This window comes from Actinomyces dentalis DSM 19115, from assembly GCF_000429225.1.
Classification (GTDB): Bacteria; Actinomycetota; Actinomycetes; order Actinomycetales; family Actinomycetaceae; genus Actinomyces; species Actinomyces dentalis.
In genome coordinates, this window is the sequence record NZ_AUBL01000011.1 from 42,886 (window position 1) to 58,580 (window position 15,695).

15 protein-coding genes are annotated in these 15,695 nt (G+C 74.6%); 8 read left to right on the top strand and 7 right to left on the bottom strand.

The annotated features are described in order from the left end of the window. Positions 1–17 precede the first annotated feature (17 nt). The gene (locus tag G446_RS0103765; protein WP_156916505.1) at positions 18–659 is read left to right on the top strand and encodes an HAD-IA family hydrolase; all 642 of its coding nucleotides are present in this window, start codon (positions 18–20) and stop codon (positions 657–659) included. A gap of 228 nt (positions 660–887) precedes the next feature. Continuing rightward, the gene (locus G446_RS15735; RefSeq protein ID WP_084778950.1) at positions 888–1,610 is read left to right on the top strand and encodes a GtrA family protein; all 723 of its coding nucleotides are present in this window, start codon (positions 888–890) and stop codon (positions 1,608–1,610) included. A 108-nt stretch (positions 1,611–1,718) separates the two neighbouring features. On the opposite strand, the gene G446_RS0103775 is transcribed toward G446_RS15735, so the two are convergent. Further along, the gene (locus G446_RS0103775) at positions 1,719–2,453 is read right to left on the bottom strand and encodes an aminoacyl-tRNA hydrolase (protein ID WP_026409145.1); all 735 of its coding nucleotides are present in this window, start codon (positions 2,451–2,453) and stop codon (positions 1,719–1,721) included. Positions 2,454–2,742: 289 nt separating this feature from the next. Here G446_RS0103775 and G446_RS15740 point away from each other — a divergent pair, with 289 nt between their 5' ends. Continuing rightward, positions 2,743–4,035: a M48 family metallopeptidase gene (locus G446_RS15740; RefSeq protein WP_342664144.1), complete on the top strand. Its 1,293-nt coding sequence runs from the start codon at positions 2,743–2,745 to the stop codon at positions 4,033–4,035. A 77-nt stretch (positions 4,036–4,112) separates the two neighbouring features. On the opposite strand, the gene G446_RS15745 is transcribed toward G446_RS15740, so the two are convergent. Beyond that, complete coding sequence (locus tag G446_RS15745; RefSeq protein WP_051285622.1) at positions 4,113–4,703, bottom strand: GNAT family N-acetyltransferase; 591 nt, start codon at positions 4,701–4,703, stop codon at positions 4,113–4,115. Between the two features lie 261 nt (positions 4,704–4,964). On the opposite strand from G446_RS15745, the gene G446_RS15750 reads away from it, so the two are divergent. Then, positions 4,965–6,071 (top strand): hypothetical protein, encoded by a 1,107-nt coding sequence (locus tag G446_RS15750; protein ID WP_156916506.1) that lies wholly within the window; start codon positions 4,965–4,967, stop codon positions 6,069–6,071. On the opposite strand, the gene G446_RS15755 is transcribed toward G446_RS15750, so the two are convergent. Then, on the bottom strand, positions 6,028–7,041 hold the full coding sequence (locus G446_RS15755) for a CAP domain-containing protein (RefSeq protein ID WP_084778951.1): 1,014 nt from the start codon (positions 7,039–7,041) through the stop codon (positions 6,028–6,030). The genes G446_RS15750 and G446_RS15755 overlap by 44 nt on opposite strands. Positions 7,042–7,467: 426 nt before the next feature. On the opposite strand from G446_RS15755, the gene G446_RS20270 reads away from it, so the two are divergent. Both G446_RS20270 and G446_RS0103810 read left to right on the top strand, forming a co-directional pair. After that, complete coding sequence (locus tag G446_RS20270; RefSeq protein WP_051285624.1) at positions 7,468–8,046, top strand: lipoprotein LpqH; 579 nt, start codon at positions 7,468–7,470, stop codon at positions 8,044–8,046. A gap of 61 nt (positions 8,047–8,107) precedes the next feature. Next, the gene (locus G446_RS0103810; protein ID WP_026409146.1) at positions 8,108–8,854 is read left to right on the top strand and encodes a uridine kinase family protein; all 747 of its coding nucleotides are present in this window, start codon (positions 8,108–8,110) and stop codon (positions 8,852–8,854) included. A gap of 24 nt (positions 8,855–8,878) precedes the next feature. On the opposite strand, the gene G446_RS15765 is transcribed toward G446_RS0103810, so the two are convergent. Both G446_RS15765 and G446_RS0103820 read right to left on the bottom strand, forming a co-directional pair. Further along, positions 8,879–10,627 (bottom strand): MDR family MFS transporter, encoded by a 1,749-nt coding sequence (locus tag G446_RS15765; RefSeq protein WP_051285625.1) that lies wholly within the window; start codon positions 10,625–10,627, stop codon positions 8,879–8,881. A gap of 105 nt (positions 10,628–10,732) precedes the next feature. Next, positions 10,733–11,401, bottom strand: coding sequence for a TetR/AcrR family transcriptional regulator (locus G446_RS0103820; protein WP_026409147.1), 669 nt, complete (start codon positions 11,399–11,401; stop codon positions 10,733–10,735). Positions 11,402–12,006: 605 nt separating this feature from the next. Between G446_RS0103820 and G446_RS20850 the strand changes: the two genes are divergently transcribed. Further along, positions 12,007–13,386 (top strand): Fic family protein, encoded by a 1,380-nt coding sequence (locus tag G446_RS20850; protein WP_026409148.1) that lies wholly within the window; start codon positions 12,007–12,009, stop codon positions 13,384–13,386. Between the two features lie 82 nt (positions 13,387–13,468). On the opposite strand, the gene G446_RS0103830 is transcribed toward G446_RS20850, so the two are convergent. Together G446_RS0103830 and G446_RS0103835 are read right to left on the bottom strand one after the other, a co-directional pair. Next, positions 13,469–13,915, bottom strand: coding sequence for an RpiB/LacA/LacB family sugar-phosphate isomerase (locus G446_RS0103830; RefSeq protein ID WP_026409149.1), 447 nt, complete (start codon positions 13,913–13,915; stop codon positions 13,469–13,471). 36 nt (positions 13,916–13,951) lie between these two features. Beyond that, positions 13,952–14,329: a VOC family protein gene (locus G446_RS0103835; RefSeq protein WP_026409150.1), complete on the bottom strand. Its 378-nt coding sequence runs from the start codon at positions 14,327–14,329 to the stop codon at positions 13,952–13,954. A 291-nt stretch (positions 14,330–14,620) separates the two neighbouring features. Between G446_RS0103835 and G446_RS0103840 the strand changes: the two genes are divergently transcribed. Further along, complete coding sequence (locus tag G446_RS0103840) at positions 14,621–15,313, top strand: MgtC/SapB family protein (protein ID WP_026409151.1); 693 nt, start codon at positions 14,621–14,623, stop codon at positions 15,311–15,313. Positions 15,314–15,695: the final 382 nt, after the last annotated feature.

The following is a 15,695-nucleotide window of genomic DNA, read 5'->3' on the forward strand; positions in this document are numbered from 1 at the left end:
GGCGGTGCATGACGATGATGAGCAGCATGAACGCGCTTCCACCCATTCCACCGGCGGGGACGGGCCCGATCCGCGCCATCCTCTTCGACGCCGACGGCGTCCTCCAGATCATCGGGACCCCGTGGCGCCGGGCCCTGGCGGAGGCGGGCGGCGAGGAGTTCGCGACCCGCCTGCTGGCCGAGGAGGGCCCCACCCTGGAGGGTCGGCGGCGCCTGCTGCCCTTCCTGGAGGAGCTGGCCGGACAGCTGGGCCTGAAGTCGACCGGCCGCGAGCTGCTCGAGCTGTGGAGGCGGGCGACGCCGGATGCGGCCGCCCGGCGCCTCGTGACCGACCTGCGGGCGGCCGGCTACCTGACGGTCCTGGCCACGAACCAGCAGTGGGAGCGGCGCGAGTGGATGCGCGCGCACCTGGACTACGACGGCCTGTGCGACATCGACGCCTACTCGTGCACGCTGGGCGCGGCCAAGCCCGACCCCCGCTACTTCGCCGCCGTCCTGTCCCTGGCCGACACGCGCCCGGACCGGGCCCTGTTCGTCGACGACAGCGCCGCCAACATCGCGGCGGCGGCCTCACTGGGGATCCGCACCCTGCACCATCCGGCGGACGCGGGCGGGGCGGTCCTGCGCGATGGCGTCGTCCGGGCGCTGTCCGCCCCCTGACCGGGCCCCGGCCGCGGGCCGCGACCGAGTCCAGTCCCTACCGGGTCCCGACGGCGGGTCGCCCCGGCCCGGGGCGCCGTCGCGGCCGCCCCCGCGAGCCGATCGCGGACCCGCGGGTCCTCCTGGAGGAGGAGTGAGATTCATCCGCTGGGTCTTGGCGGATACATAGGATTCGCGCCAGACTCGGCCGAGGGGCGACGCGCGGGCGTCGCAACAGGAAGGACCGGAATGACGCGACCCACACAGGCGACCAGCTCCGCCGACACCGCTTCCGCCGCCGGCGCGCGGCCCGCGGGGGCGCCCGTCGACGGGACCGGGGGCGCCCGCGAGGCGGGGGGCGCCCGTACGACGGCGCCCGCCCGCAGGGCCGCCGTCGCCCGCGAGCGCATCAACCAGCGCCTCGACGACCCCTCCCGCCGCGCCCCCCGCGTCTTCCGCCACGCGATCCGCCGCCTGCACCGGCTCCTGCCGCCGGCGCTGCGCCGCCTGGTGCCGGTCACGTTCATCGGCTACGCGTTCATCAACGGCTCGGCCTTCGTCCTGGACATCTCCCTGCTGTGGGTCATGTACGAGCACCTGCACTGGTTCTACCCGCTGGCCGTGAGCGTGGGCTACGCGGCGGCCGGCCTGTACTCGCTCATCCTCAACCGCTGGCTCAATTTCCAGGCCCGCGGGCACCTGGCCGCGCAGGGCTCCCGCTACCTGGTGGGCCTGGCGAGCCAGTACGTCCTGTTCATCCTGGGGCTGTCGAGCCTGCTGCACTGGGCGGGGGTCAACGCCGAGCTGGCGCGGGTCGTCTCGGCCTGCTGCGAGGGCGTCTACCTGTACACCCTCATGCGCCTGTGGGTCTTCCGCGGCACGCCGGAGCCGGGCGACGACGAGCCGGACGAGGGCGGTCCCGACGGCGGGCCCGCCGTCCGCCCCGCGCAGGTGAGCTCGACCGCCCTGTGAGGCGCGCTGGCGTGCGCGCGGGCCCTCGCGGGCCGGCGGCAGGCCGACGATGGCCGCCTCGGCGGCGCGCCCGCGCAGAGCCTCGCGCCCGCCGTCGGCCCGCCGGCCTCACCAGAAGGCGCGCGCGGTCTCGGCGGGCCCGTCCAGCTCGGTGAAGCCGGCGTCGACGACGGACACGGGCCTGCGCGCGGCCTCCCACCGGTCCCGGTCGGGGAAGACCGCGCGCACGCGGTAGCCGTCGCGCGCCCAGGCCCGGCGCAGCCCGTCCGGCATGAGTGGGCTCTGCCAGGCGAGCTGGGCGGCGTGGGCGACCTGGGCGCAGAGCTTGCCGCTGGTCATCGTCTCCAGGGGCGTGACCTCGATGGTCACCAGCGCCCCGGTGGACGCCGACTCGGAGCCCAGCTCGATCGGCGGGGCCGGCGCCGCGCCGTCGGAGCCGGCCGCGCGCTCGATCGCGGCGGTGACGGCTGCGGGCGGCGGGGGCAGCCGGTCGCCGTGGGGGAAGTGGGTGCCCTCGACCTGGGTCTTGGCCAGGGCGGGCGGCAGGGGTCGCACGGGGCCGGGGACGAGGGCCCGAGCCTGCGCCGGCGCCCAGCCGGTCGGCCCGTCCTGGGCGATGGTGACGCCCGGCAGGGCGCCCACCTCCTCCCAGCGGCGCCCGCGCGCCCGGCGGACGAGCTTGCGGATCCGCCCGCCGCGCCAGTGGGCGACGGCCTCGTGCCAGGGGCCGCCCGCGGCGGCCTCGGGACCGGCCAGGAGGGCGACGACGGCGCGGGCGGCGGCCTCGGCCACGTCGACGCGGCGGGCGGGGTGGACCTTGTCGTAGTGGACGGCGATCTGCATGCCCCAGGGCGCGGCGGGGTCGGCGGGCCCGGGCGCGAGCGCGGTCAGGGGCGAGGCGGGCGCGGGGCCGGGCGCACCGGCGGGTGCGGCGAGGGGGCTGTCGGCGGGTGCGGGCACGGGACCGACCCTAGTGGACCGCCCTGGCCCATTGCGGGCGCGGGCGGGGCATGGCGGTCGAGGAGGCCGCCGGGGCGGGCGCCGTCGCCCATCGCGGGCTGGTGGGGCACGCTGGTGGGGCCCGGGCGGGCGCCCTTCGGCCCGTCGGGCGCGCGGCGGTACGGTCGACCCCATGACCCAGCCGCCCCCACCGCCCCGGACGACGCCGCCGGGCTCCCGGCCCGACGCCCCCGCCGCCCCGACCATGACCAACGGCGCGACCGTTCACGGCAGGGGCGGCGTTCCCGGGCTGCGCCACCCCCGCGAGATGGTCCTCGTCTGCGTCTGCACGGGCCTGACGGTCCTGACCTACGGCGCCTGGCTGTGCGTCCTGGTCCGGATCGCCGCGACCTCCTCCGTCAGCGCCTCCTCCGTCTACGCCCTGCTCACCGGCGGGCTGGTCGGCCGACTCCTCCTGCTCCTGCCCGCCATGCCCTTCGTGATCTGGGTGGGCCGCGCCCTGCTCTACGCGGAGATGCGGGCCTCCGGGGTCCGGATGAGCCCCACGCAGTTCCCCGAGGGCTACCGGATGGTGGTGGAGGCGGCGGCCGCCTTCGGGATGCGCCGAGTGCCCGACGCCTACGTGATCCTGGGCAACGGGACGGTCAACGCCTTCGCGGCGGGCCACGGCCTGCGCCGCTACGTGGCGGTCCACTCCGATCTGTTCGAGGTGGGCGGCGCGGCGCGCGACCCGGAGGCGCTGCGCTTCGTCATCGGCCACGAGGTCGGGCACCTGGCCGCCGGGCACGTCTCCTTCACCCGGCTGATCTGCACCCGGCTGGCGGGGCAGATCCCCCTCATCGGGCCGGCCCTGTCGCGCGCCCAGGAGTACACGGCGGACAACCACGGGTTCGCCCTCGCCCCGCGGGGCGCGGCCGGCGTGATCGGCCTGCTGTCCGGTGGGAAGTACCTGGGCGCGCAGGTCAACCTCCACGCGATGGCGGACCGGGCCGCCCGGGAGCGGGGCCTGTGGCTCCACCTGGCCGTGTGGGCCGCCTCGCACCCGGTGCACACCTGGCGGGCCCACGCCCTGCGGGACCGCAGTGCCCCCGGGCGCCTCATGATCCGTCCGGCGGAGTCGACGGCCTGGTTCCCGCCCGTCCAGCCGACGGGCCAGCAGCGCTCCGGGGAGTGGCCGACCCCGGATCAGGTGCTCGCGGTCCTGGACTCCGCAGGTCCGCGCACGCGGGTGGAGGAGCAGTTCGGCCGCTACCCGGGCGTGGACTACGACCAGCCGCGCGACGTCTGGCGCCTGGCGGATCCGACGCCGGCGGCCGGGAGCCGGTCCGGATCGGACGGGCCGGACGCTCCCGGGCGGCCCGCCGCCCCGGGAGACGGGGGCCGGTCCGATCCGGGCGCCCCGGGCGAACCGGGCGCCCCGGACGGGCCGGGCCCCGGGGGCCGCCCGGCGCCTCAGAACCTCTGACCGATGCCGCGCAGGCGCCCGAGCCCCCGGATCACGACGGCGACGACGAGGAATCCCCCGGTCACGCCGGCGATGTCCTACTCGCCCGCGGCCCCGGGGGCGGGCTCGTGGACCATGACCACGCCCCGCCCACCCGCGAAGGTGATGCCCGCGTACTCCTCGACCCGCTCCGTCTGCGTGAAGCCGACCGCGAGGTGCAGCCCGATCGAGGCGTGCCTGTCGGCGTCGACGACGCTGACCACGGGCTCGCCCGGGTCGAGGGCCGCCACCGCGTCCAGCACCGCGCCCAGCAGCGCCCGGCCGATGCCGTGGCGGCGGGCCCGCGGGTCGACGATGAGTCCGGAGACCGTCCATCTCTCGGGGCGCCCGGTCCCCAGGTCCCCCGGCAGCACGAAGGCGCCGGAGAGCGCGACGGGGGCGAGCCGGTCGTCGCCGACCTCCTCGGTCCCCGCCTCAGCCTCCTGCTCGACCGGCATGAGGGCGAGCAGGAGCACCGGCAGCGCCTCGATCATGCGGGGCGCCTGCGCCAGGGCGTCCTCGACGCCGGTCCCCCGCAGCGCCAGCAGTCGGGCGACGCGGGCGGCGTCGTCGGGCGAGGCGGGGCGGATCACGAGGCCCGCGGCGGATCCGCCGCGGGCCCGGGGGGCTTGGTCGGCGAAGTCGTTCACGGGGCCAGTCTTCCACGGCGGTCCGCCGACGCTCCGGGGCCATCGGCGGGCCCGGCGCCGAGCCGCGCGGCGGCGCCCCCGCCGCCCGCGGTCGTGGCCGTCGGCGGGCCCGACGACGGCGCAACCGCGGGATCCCGCCCGGAGCCGTCGTCCCCAGACGGACCCGGAAGAACGGTTATCCACAGGGCTCGACCGGGGGCGTGGACTGGCGGCGCCGCCCGTCCCTACCCTCCAGTCACCAGTCCCGGAGAGGAGAGCCCCATGCGCCCCGCCAACCGCCGTTGTTCCGATCCCCCCGCCCGCCAGCGCCGGCGCGCTCACACCGGCGCCGCCTTCGGCCTGGCCGGGCCGCGCGCCCGCGGAGGGGACCTGGACGAGACCACCGTCATGGAGATCGCGCTGGCCATGCGCGAGAAGCTGGCCGCCGCCGGCATCACCACCGAGCTCGCCCACGGGGAGACCGGCATCGAACTGCACGGCACCGGCGAGTACGAGACGATGGTCAGCTCCCTGGGGCCGACCGTCTTCGAGCTCGCCGGTCACGACCGCGGCGAGTGGGACCGCATCCTGGACGTGCGCGTGGACCAGGCCGTCCGGACTCTCGCGAGCGTCAAGAGGAGGTGGCCCGGCACGCCCGAGCAGTGGCGCGCGGCGGTGCGCACTCGCCTGATCGACCCGGACGTCTCCTGCCGGTACGGGTCGCCGGTGCACCGGCCCTTCGGCGGCAACCTCGTCCTGACCCTGTACCTGCGACTGGACGGCGGGGTCATGCCGATCTACTCCGAGCACCTGAAGGACTGCCCGCTGAGCGCCGACGAGCTCTTCGAGGCCGGTCAGCGCAATACCGACCGCGCGCCCCTCGTCCACTGCGGGCCGATCGGCGCCGGGGCCTGGGCGCTGCACGGGGAGGGCTTCTTCACCGCCTCGAAGGCCGCGAACCTCGGAGCCGTCCTGGACGGGATCGATGTCGGGGCCGACGCCGGAGTGCTCTTCTGCCTGCCCCACAAGCACGTGCTCGGCCTCCACCCGATCGACCCGGACGACCCGTACTGGGCGCTCAATTCGATGGCGCTGCTCCACCGCGATGAGACCGACCGGCACGTGGACCCGATGCTCTCGCCCTTCATCTTCCACCGCGCCCCCACCGGCGAGGTGGAGGCGGTGGCAGTACCGGGCGGGGTCATCTACGACGACCCGCGCGTCCTCATCCTGCCGGCGCCGCGCTTCGACGCGATCCTCGACGCCGCCGGCTGCGAGAGCACACCGGTGCGATGCGCCGGAGCCGGCGATCGGCTCTCCGGGCGCATGGGTGCCGGGGGCGGCCTCAGATCTCCTGGACGGGGCGCCGCCGGAACCCGCGCAGGGTGAAGCCGGCGCCGAGCAGCCCGGCGGCGAGCACCAGACCGGTCAGGGTCACGCCCGTGACCGGAAGGGGACCCCACCCGGAGGACGAGGTCCGCTTGGAGTCGTCGGGGGGCGGGGCCACCGCCACGGGGGCCGGGCTCGACCCCGCCGAGGCGGAGTCGTCCGCCGGCGCGTTGTCGACGGGCAGCGCCCCCGGATCCGAGGTCCCCGCGGCGGCGGTCGCCCCGGCGGCCTGGCGGGTCGCCTGCGCCGTCGGCTGCTGGGCGGCCGACGGCGGCGCGCTCGGCTTCTCCGGGGCGGCGGGGGCCTCCTCGGCGGCCTCGGGGGTGGAGGGGTCCGGGGCGGCGGGGGTCGTCAGGTCGGGCGAGGCCGATGCGGACGGCTCCTGGGGGGCGGTGGGCGCGCCGTCCGTCCGGGTGAGTCCGGAGGCGGCGGCGTCCGGGTAGGCCGCCAGGCTCTGGGTCACGTACCAGGAGTCGGTGGAGGGGCTGTAGGCGATGCCGATGCCCACGGCGTTGGCGTCGGCGGCCGTCATCTTGGCGCGGTCCTCCTCGGAGGCCATCCACTGGTCGACGATCTGGCCGGCGACGTCGGCGCCGTCGGCCTTGGCCTGCACGGCGACGATCTCCGCGCTCGAGCTCGAGCCCGCCGGGTAGGAATTAGCGAAGTTCGGCCTGTGCGAAACGGCGCCGTCGGCGGCCATCTGCTCGGACTGGGCCTGGGCGGCGGCGTCGAGCTGGACGTACCGCACGAGGGGGGCGCGCCCCATGCCGGCGCGCAACTCGTTGACCCTGCCCAGGATCGTGGCGGCGTAGGCCTCTCCTTCCGCGCTGTCCGGGGTCGGACTGGCCACGACCGCGGCGACGACGACCGGACCCTGCGGCACAGGGGTCGCAGAGGCAGCCGCCAGGGGAGCGGCAGCGGCAAGCGCTGCGGCGGTCAGCGCCAGCGGGAAGCGGGCGGGGGTCCTCATCGGTCGTCCTCTCGAGTCGGGACCTGGCTACGATAGCCCATATGAGGCTCGCCGGTCACGGCGAGATAACAGAGTGCTCACTGAGGGTGGGGAATGGAACCTCAGACTTCACACTCATCCACTGTAGCATCAAACCGTGGAAGGCGGGAAGGCGTCACCGGTCGCGCCCGAGGAGCCGGGCGATCCCCCGGCTCCCGGGGCCGGATGTCCGGCGGCCGAGCGGATCACCGGTCCGCGCCGGGCCCCGGCGGCCCCGTCCGCGGGCCCCGGCGGCCCCGTCCGCGGGCCCCGGCGCCCGCGGACGGAGAGAAGTCCCCATTGGGTCCGCACGCGCGCGCCGCCGATCATCGTCCTGACACCGGCCCCGGCCGCCGGTGGAACCTGACCGCCGTCCGGACGAATCACCGCCAGACAAGGAAACAGCACGTGAGCACCACGATACTCAGGCACATCGTGACCCTGTCCGCCACGGCCGCCCTCGCGCTCGGCCTGAGCGCCTGCGGTCACAACGCCACGAGCGGCTCCGCCGCGTCCAGCGCCCCGGGGGCGGGGGCGCCGCGGACGGGCGCCCCGGGGACCGGCCCGGGCGCCCCCGCCCCCGGGGCCTCCGCGATCCCGACCATCCCCGACAACCCGAACGCCGACGTGTCCACCGGCGGCTCCTACACCGCCTCGGTCGACGGCGCGCCCTACGTCATCGACGACGCCTCCGTCGCCTGCGTCAAGGCGGAGGGCATGACGACCCTCACCGTCGCCTCCCTCAGCAGCACCAGGGACAAGAGCATCATCGTGCTCCTCAACGACTCCGGCGGCGTCTCCGGGCTCACCATCGGCATCGAGGGCGGTCAGAGGATCAACTACGTCGAGGGCGCGCCCGTCGGCAGCGCCACGGCCACGATCGACGGCTCGACCTACACCATCACGGGCAGCGCCCCGTACGTGAACACGAGCACCCCGGCCGCCTCCGGGCTCAAGTCCTACGACATCACCATCACCTGCTCGTAGCGCCGCACCCGGCGCCGTCGGCCCGCACGATCGACGGCGCCGGCCTGTTAGCGTCGTCCCCATGACCTCCCACGCGACACCCCCCGGGGCGGCGCCCTCAACCGCGTCCGCCGCCCGCCGCCCCCTGCCCGACCCGGGGCCCATGGCGCTCCAGCCCGAGGAGCCGCAGGCGCCCGCCTGGTACGCCTGCGGGGCGCGAGCCTTCGCCGACCGCGTCCTGACCGCCCTGGGCCGGCCCGCCGACCGCCCCGGAATCATCGCGGTGGACGGGCGCAGCGGGGCGGGCAAGACCACGGTCACCTCGCGGCTGACCGCCGTCGTCCCCGACGCGCGAGTGCTGCACATAGACGACCTCGACTGGAACGAGCCCCTCTTCCAGTGGGACCACCTGCTCGTCGCCGCGCTGACCGGCCTGCGCCGCGACGGCGCCCTCGACATGACGCCCCCGGCCTGGCCGCTCCACGGACGCGCCGGCTCCATCGTCATCCCCGCGGGCGCGCCGCTGGTGATCGTGGAGGGCACGGGCTCGGGGATGCGCGCCGTCGCCGACCTCGTCGACGTCCACATCTGGATGCAGACCGACGACGACGTCGCCGAGCGGCGCGGCATCGCCCGGGACACGCGGGACGGCACGAACGGCGACGCCGAGGAGTCCGTCCGCTTCTGGCACTGGTGGATGAGCGGGGAGCGCCCCTTCTTCGCCGCCGACCGGCCCTGGGAGCGCGCCCGCTTCATCGTCTCCGGCCAGGCCCTGCCCGGGCTGGCCGACGGCGAGATCGCCTGGGCGGACGGCCCCCTGACCCGCTGACGTCGGGGCCGGCGGCCCGGCCGCTCACGGCCGATCGAGCCCGACGCTCCGCCCGGCTGACGCCGACTCGGCCTTCTCGACCCCAGCAACCGGCTCGACGTCGGCGTCCCCGGTCTCGGCCGGCTCGACGTCGGCCCGCACGGCCCGCACGGTCCGCTCGGCCCGCTCGGCCTCGGCGATCTGCTCCATGCCCGTCTTGCGCGACAGCGGCACCTCCGGCAGGAGGAGCGCGATGATCGACGTGAGGACGAACAGCGGGATCATCCAGCCGAAGATCGGCAGGAGGGCATCGGCGTAGGCGCCCGCGACGGCGTCGTGGAGCGCGGCGGGCAGCCGATTGACCAGGGCCGGCGTGAGCGAGGAGGTGTCGGCGTCCCCGAACTGGGCGAGCGAGGCCCGCGCCTCCGGATCGGAGCCGGAGGCCAGCGCCCCGATCCGATCGGCGAGACTGGAGGTCAGGTTCGAGGAGAAGGCCGCGCCGATGAGCGAGGCGCCCAGCGAGACCGCCACCTCGCGGAAGAAATTGTTGCCGCTGGTGGTCGTGCCCAGATGCCGGGCGGGGATGGCGTTCTGCACCACGGTGACCAGCAGCTGGAAGAACAGGCCGATGCCCGCGCCCATGACGAAGGTGGCGGCCGAGACCTGCCACACGGGCGACGCCGTCGTCAGCCGGAAGAGCCAGAAGGAGGCCGCGGCCGCAATGAGCGCGCCGAGCACGGGGTAGACCCTGTAGCGGTCGTTGCGGGCCACCAGGACGCCCGACAGGATCGAGGCGGCGAGCATGCCGATGGTCATGGGCACCAGCAGCAGCCCGGAGACGGTGGCCGAGTACCCGTAGACCATCTGCAGGTAGGTGGGCAGGTAGCTCATGACGCCGATCATCCCGCCCATGGCGAGCATGCCCACGACGGTGGCCACGACGAAGGTGCGGTTGGTCAGGATCGACCAGGGCAGGATCGGATCGGCGGCGCGCGTCTGCGCGAGGGCGAACAGGCCCCAGCACACGGCGCCGGCGGCCCCCAGGCCGATGATGACCGGGCTGGTCCACGCGTACTGGTTGCCGCCCCAGGTGGCCATCATGACGATGGCCACGGCGCCGGCGTTCATGAGCACCAGGCCCCACCAGTCGATGGGGCTGGTCAGGCGGCGGCCGGGCAGGCGCAGCACGACGGCGATGGCGGCGAAGGCCAGGACCCCCAGCGGCAGGTTGATCCAGAAGGTCCAGCGCCACGAGACGGAGTCGGTGAGCCAGCCGCCGATAATGGGACCCAGGATGGAGGCGATGCCGAACATGGCCCCCATGGGCGCCATGTAGGTGCCGCGCACGCGCGGCGGGATGAGGTCGCCGGTGATCGCCTGGGAGGAGATCATGAGGCCGCCGCCGCCCAGGCCCTGGATGAAGCGGTAGACGATGAGCTGGGTCATGGTGCCGGCGGTGCCGCACAGGGCCGAGCCGGTCAGGAACAATCCGATGGCCACCAGGAAGAGGTTCTTGCGCCCCACCAGGTCGCCGAGCTTGCCGTAGACGGGCATGGCCACGGTGATGGCCAGGGTGTAGGCGGTGAGGATCCAGGCCATGTGGGCGGCCCCGCCCAGGTCGCCCACGATGGTGGGCAGGGCGGTGCCCACGATCGTCTGGTCCATGGCCGACAGGAACATGACGACCAGGAGGGAGGCGTAGACCGCCCAGAAGCGGCGGTCGGGGCGGAAATCGGCCCCCGCCGGGGCGGGGGCGCCGTCGGCGCGGGCCGACGGCGTAGCGGACTGAGTCATGGATGGTGCCTTTGCTCGATGGAACGGGTGCTTGTGAGAAGTGGCGGGCGGGCCGCGGGCCGGACGGGCCGGGCCGTCGCCGGTCGGGGCGCCGGCCGGCGGGCGTCAGCGGGTCGGGCGCGGAACGGAGCCGGCAGGCGCGAGTCCTGCGGATGCCGGGCCGGCGGGCGACGACGGCGCGGTCAGGACCTCGCCCAGGGCCGCGGTCACGGCGCGGACGGCATCGGCCAGGCGGGTCCTCTGCGGCTCATCCGGAGTGTCCTCGCCGGCCCACAGGTCTATGGCGGTGCGCTGGATCGCCATGGCCAGGGCGACGACGGCGCGGACCCGGGGATCGTCGGGCGCGGCCCCCAGGCGCCGCGCGACCGCCTCCGCCAGGGAGAGGGAGATCGCCCACAGCCGCTCGTGGACGGCCCGCTCCACCTCCGGGTTGTCGCGCACGACCTCGGGGCAGGCCAGGAGCCAGTCGCGCTCGGGCTCGACGGACTCGGCGCCGGCGGCGAGGAGGGAGCCGAGGTCCTCCAGCAGGGCTCCGGTCCCGGACACGAAGGCCTCGACGTCGTCGGGGTCGGGCGGCTCCAGCCCGACGACGAGGAGGTCGGCCTTGGAGGAGAAGTGGTTGAAGACGGTGCGGCGGGAGACCCCGGCGAGGGCGGCGACGTCGTCGACCGTCATGGCGACGTAGCCGCGCTCGCGGGTCAGGCAGAGCGCCGCCGCCCGGATGGCGGCGCGGGTGCGGCGCGCGTGGGCGATGCGGAGGTCGGGTCTGGTCATGCCTCAATCATGCACTCAGTGCAGGATTGCACTTAATGCAGAAATCTGCGAGATTAGTCACTCGACTCCGGCGGCGATCCGGCGATCGCAGCCGCGCCCAGGGGCCGCGCCGGCCGCCCTCGGCACCGACATCGCCGACCAGGCGGCCCAGCCCGCAGCCCAGATCGACGATGGCGGCCCCGGGGCCCGCGGGGGCCGTGCGATCGCGGCGGTGCGGGTGGGACTCCTGGGGCGGTCCGGGGCGGGGCGTGTCCAAATCTGTTGCAAAGGCGCCCCGGGCCGGGATCGGCCGCGAGAAGAACCGCGGAATATCAACGATTCGCTTCCGGCACTTCGACGGGATCCGGGCCTTTGCAACAGATTTGGACAAACAGCGCCCCTCTGGCGCCCCCGGGGCGGGCTCCGTCGGACCAATTCGCCCCACGACGACCGCGGCGCACCCCCCGACACCGCCCTCAGTCCCCGACCGGATCCGCACCGCACCGGAAGACTCGGCCCCGCCTCCGGTCAGGGTGGCACTCCGGCCGAATCCATGACACGTTAATCATTAACGTGTGATGATCAGCTGTTGTACGACACGTTGTGCAACATCTTGAGGAGGATCGATGGGACGGCGGGTCACCCGCTTCTGGGAGAACCCTCACGAGGGCGGCCTGCGCCGCCGGGACCGGCGCTCCGGGGAGTACCGGGCGTACGTTCCCGACCCCCTGGTGGGGGCCGCCCTGGTCCTGAGTCCGGGCACCGAGGCGCTGGCGGCCCGGGCGGAGGCGCGCGTGCGGGCCCTCGGCGCCCTGCCGGACATGGCGGGGATCGCACGGTTCCTCCTGCGCAGCGAAGCGATCGCCTCCTCCCGGATCGAGGGGGTGGCGCCGTCGGCCCACAGGGTCGCCCTGGCCGAGCTGGCGCAGCAGGAGAAGGTCAGGGGGCTGAGCGAACAGGCCCGCGCCGTCGCCCGCAATGTGACGCTCGTGCGCACGGCGGTGGAGAAGCTCTCCGGCGCACGACCGGTGACCGCCGACCGTCTGCTGGCCCTCCACCGCAGCCTGCTGCCCGACTCCCCCGAGCACCACGGCATCCGCTCCACCCAGAACTGGGTGGGGGGCTCCTCCTACCACCCGCTGGACGCCGACTTCGTGCCGCCGCCGCCCGAGCTGGTGCCGGATCTCGTCGCGGATCTGCTGACGTACCTCAACGGCGCCACCCATGCCCCGCTCATCCAGGCGGCGCTCGTGCACGCCCAGTTCGAGACGATCCACCCCTTCGCGGACGGCAACGGCCGGGTGGGGCGGGCGCTCATCCACACGGTGCTGACGCGCCGGGGGCTCCTCGCCGGCATGATTCTGCCGACGAGCCCGGTCCTGTCGACGCTGAGCGACGAGTACATCGAGGCGCTGTCCTGCTTCCGCAAGGCGGGGGATCCCGACTGGCCGGACGCGCTGGGCGATCCGGGCGGACCGGGAAAGTCGGGCGATCCGAACGGGCCCAGCAGACCGGGCGGACCGGGCGGGCCGAATGAACCAGGCGAGTCCGACGGCGGCCGCGACGCGTGGATCTCGTTCTTCCTCGGGGCCGTCGTACTGGCCTGCGATCAGGCGGAGAGGATCTCCGCCGAACTGGCGGACGTACGGGAGGAGTGGAATGAGAGTCTCCAGAAGTGGGTCGCCCGCGAGGGCGGCGGCCGGGCACTGCGGAGAGACTCGGCGGCCCTGCGGATCCTGGAGGGGCTGCCGGGCGCCCCGGTCCTCACCATCGCGACGGCGTCGAGGATCTACGGCGTTTCGCGCACGGCCTCATCCCGGGGCCTGGAGACCCTGCGGGCCGCGGGCATCCTGACCACGGAGTCGATCGGGGCCGGGCGGCGGGCCTACACGGCGCGCGCCGTCCTGGACACGATCACCTGGGTGGAGCGCCGCCTGGCGAGCACGCGCTTCGACACCCGCATCTGCGCACCCGCGCGGGCTGTCCCCGCAAGGCCCGCGCAGTAGGGCCGACGGCGGGCCCGGGGCTCAGGCGCGGTGGACCCGGGCATCGGATGGTGACGAGGATGGTGTCGGTCTCGCCCGGGGCTCAGGCGCGGCGGGCCTCGTAGGCCTCGATCTCGCCGACCTTGGGGCCGTAATCGCTCGTGGGGTCGTGGCGCAGGTCGAGCCAGATGTCGATGAGCGCCCAGGCCGCGGGCGCCGCGATGACGTTCTGGCCCATGCACAGGATCTGGGCGTCGTAGTTCTCCACCGAGCCTCGCACGGTGATCAGATCGTGGGCGGTCGCGGCCCGCACGCCCGGGACCTTGCCCGCGGCGATGGCGGTGCCCACGCCGGTGCCGCAGATGAGGATGCCGCGATCGGCCTCCCCCTCGGCAATCGCCCGGCCGGCCCGGAAGGAGACCTCCGGGTAGGTGATACCCGGCGCGGACAGGTCGACCACGGAGTTCACGCGCCGGTCGACGGCCAACCGCTCCTTGATCGCATCCTTCAAAACGGTTCCGTTGCCCGGGGCGCCAATGACGAGTCGCATGCGCCAAGCCTCCCAGGTTCCGCCGCGGAGGGCGAGTCAGGCCCCGTCGTAGAAGGCGAGCTCGACGAGGTTGCGATCGGGGTCGCGCACGTAGAGGCTGCGGACGGGGCCGAGCGCGCCCGCCCGGTCGACGGGGCCGAGCTCGACGGGGACGCCGCAATCGGCGAGGCGCGCGACCGCGTCGTCGGGCTCCCCGACGACGACGAGGCACAGGTCGGCGCTGCCGGGGGCGGGGCGGGCGGCGTGCGGGGCGTCGGCGGGGTGGAGATTGATCTTCTGGTCGCCCAGGCGCAGCGCGGTGCGCCCCCGCCCGAAGGTCACGACGTCCAGCCCCAGGACGCGCGAGTAGAAGTCGACGGAGGCCTCGACGGAGGCGACGGTGAGGACTACGTGGTCGATACCGGTGATGCGCACACCGCGATTGTCCCCCTCCGGCGGACCATTCCCTCCGGACTGCGGCTCCCCTTCGAACCGGCGCCCCCGGACGGGCCCCGTCCCCCGGACTGCGGCGCTCCCCTCCCCCACGACCCGCACCCCGGTTTGCAGTACCCCCATCCCCCGGACTGCGGCGCTCCCCGGACGGGCGCAGTCCCGACTCGCGACGGCGCCCGGGATCCGCTGCACCCCGTTGCACCCCGTGCGGGGCGGCCGGCGCGTAGGCTCGCCGCGTCGAGCGTCGTCGTGCAGCTGCGAAAGCGAGCCCACATGGACCTGTTCCACATGCCATCCGCCGGGGAGGTCGTGCCCGCCCTCTTCGTCCTGCTCTTCTGCGGCCTCATCGGGCTGGAGCGCGAAGTGCACCGCAAGGACGCGGGAATCAGGACCCACGTCCTCGTGGGGCTGGGGAGCTACCTGTTCACCCTGGTGTCGCTGTACGGCGCGCCGTCGGGGCTCACGGGCAATATGCGCTGGGACGCGTCGCGGATCGCCGCGCAGGTGGTCTCGGGGATCGGCTTCATCGGCGCAGGGGTGATCTTCTTCGGGCACGACAGCGTCCGGGGCCTGACGACGGCGAGCGCGATCTGGGTGGCCGCCGCCGTCGGAATGGCGTGCGGGACCGGGATGATCACCGTCGCCGCCCTGGTCGTCGCGCTGTACTTCGTGGCCGTCCTCGCCCTGACGCCCGTCATCCGCCGGCTCATCCACCGGGATTCCGAGGGGAGACTGCGGATCACGTACACCGACGGGAGGGGGCTCCTCCGCACGATCCTGGTCAAGGCCTCCGAGATGGGCTTCGAGACCATGGTGACGGCGAGCCGCCAGATGACGCGCAGGGACTGGAAGGGCGCCGTCGTCGACATGCGGGTCAGCGGCAAGAAGGACGTCTCCGACCTGTTGTCGGTCCTGTCCATGGTGGACGGGGTGGTCGAGGTCGAGGTCCTCGACGACGAGCACTGAGCTCCCCTCCGCCGCGCTCCGGGCCCGGTCGATGGCGGTCCGGGAGCGGCGGGGTCTCCGGAAGCTCCGCCGCCGCTGTCCGGGAGCCTCAGCGGACCGCACGGAGATGATCTCCTGGCCAGCGATCCCGCCGTCGCTGTCCGGGAGCAGTCCGGGGGCGTCGACGGTGCGGAAAAAGGTGGCCGGCGCGTAACTTTCGGGTGCGCGACTGCTCCTGCGCACCCGGGGAATGGCGTCATTGCAACACTTCGGGACGGGAGGGGCGCGGGACCGAGGGTGAAAGATACGCGCCAGCCACCTTTTTGAGCCGCCGGACAGACTCACCCCGGTGTCCGCCCGCGCCCGCGGCGAGACGAAAGAGGCGAATGAGGCAAGCGGGACA